Here is a 6,606-nt window from a genome sequence, read left to right as displayed (position 1 = left end):
AGGAGAAACTGCCGCTTTATCTGGGGTTCTTTGAGTTCGTACACAATGCCCGTAAGCGAGGAAAGGCACTGCTGGGCAACCTATTGGAGACCTTGTTGAACTAGCTCCCCAAAATCCGTATTGAGCCTTAGAGAATAGCCACTGCTGTTACGACGTGAAATAGCAGACTCTGTGGCTCAACCGGCATGCCAGTATTGTACCAAATGCTTAAAGGAGCGTTTTTGGGTGGTTGTTAGGGAGGTGACGATGGCCCAGGCAAATGGAGTAGATCGGTCATCGGCCCATATTCTGATTGCAGATGACAATGCTGATACGCAGGACTTTGTGACCTTTCTGCTGTTGGAGCAGGGGTATACCGTTGAAGTGGTGGCCGATGGTGTGGCTGCCCTAGAGGCCATTCGCCACCGCCGGCCCAACTTGGTTTTGACAGATGTAATGATGCCTCGCCTGGATGGGTTGGAGTTGCTGCGATCGCTGCGGGCTGATGCCCAAACCCGCGAGTTGCCAATCATCTTGCTCTCAGCGCGGGCGGAGGAAGAGGCTCGTATTAATGGGCTAAAAGCGGGGGCCGATGCTTATCTGACCAAGCCTTTCTCTAATCGTGAGCTGCTAGTGCAGATTGAAACCTGCCTCAAACTAGCCACCATGCGGCGCGAGTCGGCTCAGCGAGAATATCAGCTCCGCACCATTGCTGAGGCCGCCCAGCAGGCTGCTGAGGCGTCTGCGACCCGATTGACCCAAATTTTAGAAAGTATGGGCGATGCGTTTGTGGCTCTAGACTGTGACTGGCGCATAACCTATCTAAATGCCGCTGGCGAACAAATTAACGGCAAGCCCCGCACCGACGTTTTGGGTAAAACCTGTTGGGAAGAATGGCCGGCGCTAGTCGGTTCATCTTTAGAAGCCCATTACCGTCGGGCAATGGCGGAGCAGGCCACTATTCATACAGAACACCATTATTTTGAGCCGCCCAAACACGACCTTTGGCTTGAGATTCGCGTCTATCCTGCGCCCGAGGGATTGTCTATTTTCTTTCGCGATATTAGCGAGAGAAAACGGCTAGAAGTTGAGCGCCAACGCATTGAGGCCAGTCTGCAAACCCAGCAGTTGCAGTTGCAGCAGCAGCTCGCTGAGATTGAAACCATTTATCAATCGGCTCCCATCGGGCTCAACGTGATCGATCGCGAGCTTCGTTTTGTGCGGGTCAACGAGCGGCTAGCGGAAATGAACGGACTACCCATAGAGGCACACCTGGGCCGTACTGTGCGGGAGTTGTTGCCCAATTTAGCTGACCAGGCCGAGGCCATGCTGCACCGCATTCTCGACACGGGGGAACCGCTTTTGAATATGGAAATTAGCGGTGAGACCCCTGCCCATCCTGGGATTCAGCGCACCTGGCTAGAAAGCTTTTGGCCGCTCAAAGATGGCGATCGCATTATCGGCATTAGCACCGTCTGCGAAGAAATTACCGAACGCAAACGTATTGAAGCAGAGCGCCAGCAGGCTGTAACTGCCCTGCACCAGTCCAAAGCCGAGCTCGAACAGCGGGTGGCCGAACGCACCGCCGACCTGCAACACATTAACGCCGACCTGCGCCAGCGAAAATCGATTTTGCGCAGCTTTTTTAACAGTGCTGCCATGCTCATGGGTGTTGTCGAACTGCATGACGACGATATTTTGCACATCTCTGACAACTGGGCCGCCGCGGAGTTTTTGGGCACTACGCCACCAGCGATGGAAAATCGGTTTGCCAGCGAGTTGGGCGTATCTACGGCCACCATTCGGCGCTGGATTGCTTACTATCGTCAGGCTGAGCACACCCAGGCTCCCGTGCAGTTTGAATACTGCCATGAGGCAGCTGAGGGCACCCGCTGGCTGGCGGGGAGTGTTTGCCCCATTGCCAACAGTCTCAGCAAACACCCTCGCTTTTCATACATTGTCGAAGATATAACCGAGCGCAAGCGGGCTGAGGTCACCCTGGCCCGCAGCGAAGAGCAGCTGCGGCTCACCCTTGAATTTACCCACATCGGCACCTGGGATTGGGACGTGCGGCAGAATAGGGTGATTTGGAATGACAACCACTTTAAGCTGCTCGGGTTAGATCCCAGAGCTACGGAAGATCCGTATCAGCGCTGGCGCAAGGCTATTCACCCCGACGATTTGGATCGGATCGAGCAGGCCTTACAAGATGCCCTGCACCAGCATACTGACTACGAGGCTGAGTACCGCGTGGTACACCCTGACGGCAGCCTGCGGTGGCTAGTGGGCCGGGGGCGAGGCCTATACGACTTGAACCAGGAGCCCATGCGCATGCTGGGGGTCATTATTGATATCAGCGATCGCAAACGCGGCGAAGCCGAACGCAAACAGGCGGAAAATATGCAGGCATTTCAAGCCGTTATCACCCGAAATATGGCCGAGGGCATCTGCGTGGTCAGAGCCGACAATGGGATGATTTGCTACGCCAACCGCAAATTTGAGCAGATGTTTGGCTATGGTCCTGGGGAGTTAGATGGGCAGCACGTTTCGATCGTCAACTATGCTAATGAGGACACCAGTGCCGAGGACGTTAATCAGTCGATTCGCCAGGCGGTATTAGCCAACCAGGAGGCCACCTACGAAGTCTACAATGTTAAAAAAGACGGCACGCCATTTTGGTGTAGTGCGACCACTTCAGTATTTGAGCACCCCGAGTACGGCATGGTGCTGGTGGCGGTGCAGCAGGATATTAGCGATCGCAAAGATTCTCAGGAAAAACTCCAGGCTTCTTTAAAGGAAAAAGAGCTGCTGCTGAAAGAGATTTATCACCGGGTTAAGAACAATTTGCAGGTGATCTACAGCCTGCTAAATCTACAATCGCGTAACGCATCCGACTCGGCAGCTCTATCAGTATTGCGAGATAGTCAAAGCCGTATTAAAGCCATGGCGCTGGTGCATGAGAAGCTGTATCAGTCCCAAGATCTCACCCGCATTGACCTAGCTGATTATATTCAAAATTTGGCCTACAGTTTGCTCGAAACTTATCAGTTTGACAGCCGCTACATCGCCTTGCAGCTTGAAATAGAGCCCTATAGCCTTGATATTGAGACGGCCCTGCCCTGCGGATTGATTCTGACTGAACTAATTTCTAATTCGCTTAAGTACGCTTTTCCCGATGGCCGAACCGGAAAAATCTCTATCACCTCTTGTCTTAGCTCTGACCATCGTTTGATGATCCGACTACAGGATGACGGTATTGGCTTGCCTGACGGGGTTAATCTTCAGCAGGTTTCCTCATTGGGGTTGAGTTTGGTAAAAAATCTAACTCAACAAATTAGGGGCAGGGTTGAAATCGTGCCGCAGCCCGTTGGGACTATTTTTCAAATCACCTTTCCAGCCTGACAATCGTTGCGGAGTAAAGACAAGGACTATGGAGAAAAAAACAGTTTTAGTTGTAGAAGATGAAGTGGTGATCGCAATGGATTTACAGGCGACCCTGATGGACATGGGTTATGAGGTGCCTGCGATTATTACCTCTGGTGAGGCAGCTATTCAAAAAGCCCTGGAGTTGTGCCCCGATCTAGTGCTGATGGATATTCATCTCAGCGCCGCTGTCGATGGCATTGCGGCGGCTGCCCAAATTACCCAGGCTTTAGATATTCCGGTTATCTATCTCACCGCCTACGCTGACGAAGACACCCTTAAACGAGCCAGCCTGACCACTCCCTTTGGCTATATTCTTAAGCCCTTTGAGGCCCGAGAGCTGCGTGCCAATATTGAAATTGCCTTCTACAAACACGGCCTTGAAAAAGAACTGAAAAAACACCGCCAGTGGCTGCTGGCCGTTTTAAACAGCATCGGCGAAGGGGTGACCGCTAGCGATACGGAGGGCTTAATTAAGTTTATGAACCCGGTGGCCGAAGCGTTGACCGGCTGGGCGGAGACCGAGGCCATTGGGCGATCGCCCGCCGAGGTGTTTCAGTTTGTTGATGCGGTCACCCGTACGCTGCTCGAAAACCCGCTGCTGCAATCCCTGCAGGCAGACAGCATCGTGTACCTCCCTGAGAACGTGCTGCTGCTGACCCGATCCGGGGATGAAACTCCGGTTTCTGATAGCGCTGCCCCCATTCGTAACGAGCGGGGCAAGACTGAGGGAGCGGTCATGGTGCTACGCGACAGTACCGAGCAGCGCCGCATGGAGGCCCGGCTTGAGCACAATGCCCTACACGATGCCCTGACCCAACTGCCCAATCGCACTCTGTTTTTAGATCGTTTGCAGCAGGCGGTCGATCGCGCCCAGCGATCGCCGGAATTCGGCTTTGTGGTCATGCTGCTCGATCTCGATCGCTTCAAAGTCATCAACGACACCCTTGGGCACCTACTCGGCGATCAGCTTTTAATGCAGGCCGCCCCTCGCTTGAGGTCCCATTTGCGCACCATAGATACCGTGGCCCGCTTTGGAGGAGACGAATTTGCCATTCTGCTAGAAGATGTCACCGATGTCACCGCGGCCTGCTACACCGCCGAAAGAATTCTCCACGATCTCAAACAGCCGTTTATCATCAACAACCACAAGCTGTTGATCAGTGCCAGCATCGGCATTGTGCAGAGTTCGATTCCTTACGAAAACACGGCCGATTTGCTGCGTGATGCCGACATTGCCATGTACCGAGCCAAGGAGCAGGGGCGCGGCGGCTACCAGGTATTCGATGCCGTTATGCACCATCAGGCAAGGGTGTTGATGCAGCGAGAACAGGCTCTCACCCAGGCGATCGCCCATAATGAATTGCTGGTTTACTATCAGCCCATTGTTGCCCTGACAACCCAAACCGTTGCCAGTCTGGAGGCCCTAGTCCGCTGGCAAAAACCAGGGGAGGGGCTAATCTACCCCGATCAATTCATTCCCCTAGCTGAAGATATGGGCGTCATTGCCACCATCGATCAGTGGGTATTGCGCCAGGCTTGCCAACAGCTAAAAGCCTGGCAGCAACTGGGCATAGGAGCCTGGATGATGACAGAGGGCCGTATGGTCATGTGCCCTCACCGCAACGAGCCATCCCCTACTGTGGCCATTAACGTCAACCTGTCGAGCAACCACTTCACTCAAAAAAATCTGGTCGACACCTTCGCAAGCATTCTGCAAGATACCAACCTCAGTGGTGATTACTTAAAGCTAGAAATTACTGAAAGCGTGTTTATTGAAAATGCCAAAGAGGCGATCGCAATGCTCAAGCAGCTCAAGCAGCTTGACGTTCAGATTTGCCTGGATGACTTTGGCACAGGCTACTCATCGCTTAGCTATCTGCATCAGTTCCCAATCGACATTGTTAAAATCGATCGCTCCTTCGTACAGGGCATGGACACCGATGCCGAAAAGCTAGAGATTGTGCGCGCCATCGTTGCTCTCTGCCATACCCTGGGTATGGCGGTAACCGCCGAAGGTATTGAAACCCAGCAGCAGCAAGATATTTTGCTCGATTTGGGCTGTGAGTATGGCCAGGGCTACCTGTTTGCCAGGGCCACCGATGGCGCAACCATTACCCAAAGCCTGTGCCTTTGACGGTCTAGGCTCCAGGCTTGAGGCTTAGCTGCCAAGCCCCATCGGTAGCAGCACCAATCTCACCCACTAGAGCCGCCGCTTCGTAGCCCTGACGATGCAGCGCCGCCAGACAGAGTTGGGCCTGGGCAGCGGGTACGGTGGCCAGTAGACCGCCAGCGGTTTGAGGGTCAAACAGCAGCGGGTAAAGGGGATGGCTGCTGCCAGCGGGGTCGATGAACTCGGCGGCCTGTAGGTTTTGGGGATGGAGGGTGCTGACAATGCCTGTGGCCAGGGTTTCAGCAGCACCAGCGAGAATAGGGAGCGCGTCGAGGTTTAGGGCTGCTGTCACCCCGGAGGCGCGCACCATTTCGAGCAGGTGCCCGGCCAGGCCAAAGCCCGTCACATCGGTGCAGGCCGTGGCCCCGTGGGCGCGAAAGATATCGGCGGCGGCCCGGTTGGGGGTGAGCATGTGGGCGATCGCGCCCTCAATCCACCGTCCCTTGGCCTTGCCCTGCATGTCGGCAGCAAACAGGGTGCCGGTGCCCAGCGGCTGGGTCAAAATCAGCGCATCGCCAGACTGCATGCCGCCCTTGCGCAGCAGCTTTGCCGGATCGGCTACACCATTGCAGGCAAAGCCCAGAGCCAGCTGGGGGCCAACCACAGTATGTCCACCCACCAATGGGGCATCGCTGGCAAAGAGCCCCTTAGAGGTGCCCGCCAGAATTTGGTACAGCATTTCTGCCTGTTTGGCGGGGGTGGCGTAGGGCACCTGCACCAAAGCCAGCACCGTATGGGGAGTCGCGCCCATGGCGTACAAATCGCTAAGGCAGTGCTTGAGGCAAATCTGGGCAAAAACAAACGGGTCATCGACCAGGGCGGTGAAATAATCGACGGTGTGCACCATTACCTGACCAGGCGGAACGGTGACGACGGCGGCATCATCGGGGGCCTCCAGACCCACCAGCACCGCCTCGCTTGGCAGCTGAGGGAAATCTTGCCGCACCCGGCGCAGGGCCTCAGACAGAGCAGTGCTGCCGACCTTCGATCCACAGCCGGCGCAGGGAGGGGAAGGGGGAGAGGTAGAGGGA

At 55.0% G+C, this 6,606-nt stretch carries 3 protein-coding genes and 1 pseudogene; 3 read left to right on the top strand and 1 reads right to left on the bottom strand.

Annotated elements, in window-relative coordinates; translation table 11 throughout:
- From IQ273_RS36105 to IQ273_RS28750, 3 genes and pseudogenes are all read left to right on the top strand, one after another.
- Window positions 1-104: pseudogene (locus IQ273_RS36105) on the top strand (DDE transposase); the annotation flags it as partial.
- Between the two features lie 142 nt (window positions 105-246).
- Window positions 247-3,381 carry a PAS domain S-box protein gene (locus tag IQ273_RS28755; RefSeq protein WP_194026540.1) on the top strand — a complete coding sequence of 1,045 codons (3,135 nt, stop codon included), beginning with the start codon at window positions 247-249 and terminating at the stop codon, window positions 3,379-3,381.
- A gap of 28 nt (window positions 3,382-3,409) precedes the next feature.
- The gene (locus IQ273_RS28750; protein ID WP_194026539.1) at window positions 3,410-5,539 is read left to right on the top strand and encodes a GGDEF domain-containing response regulator; all 2,130 of its coding nucleotides are present in this window, start codon (window positions 3,410-3,412) and stop codon (window positions 5,537-5,539) included.
- A gap of 4 nt (window positions 5,540-5,543) precedes the next feature.
- Here the strand turns inward: IQ273_RS28750 and selD are convergent.
- On the bottom strand, window positions 5,544-6,606 hold a 1,063-nt coding region (gene selD, locus IQ273_RS28745), incomplete at its 5' end, for a selenide, water dikinase SelD (protein WP_194026538.1).

This window comes from Nodosilinea sp. LEGE 07298 (genome assembly GCF_015207265.1).
Classification (GTDB): Bacteria; Cyanobacteriota; Cyanobacteriia; order Phormidesmidales; family Phormidesmidaceae; genus Nodosilinea.
This window is presented reverse-complemented; position numbering and strand designations above follow the sequence as displayed.

Bases quoted from the DNA above. Each gene is read 5' to 3' on its own strand.
- IQ273_RS28750 (WP_194026539.1), top strand. From the start codon at position 3,410: ATGGAGAAAAAAACAGTTTTAGTTGTAGAAGATGAAGTGGTGATCGCA.
- IQ273_RS28755 (WP_194026540.1), top strand. From the start codon at position 247: ATGGCCCAGGCAAATGGAGTAGATCGGTCATCGGCCCATATTCTGATT.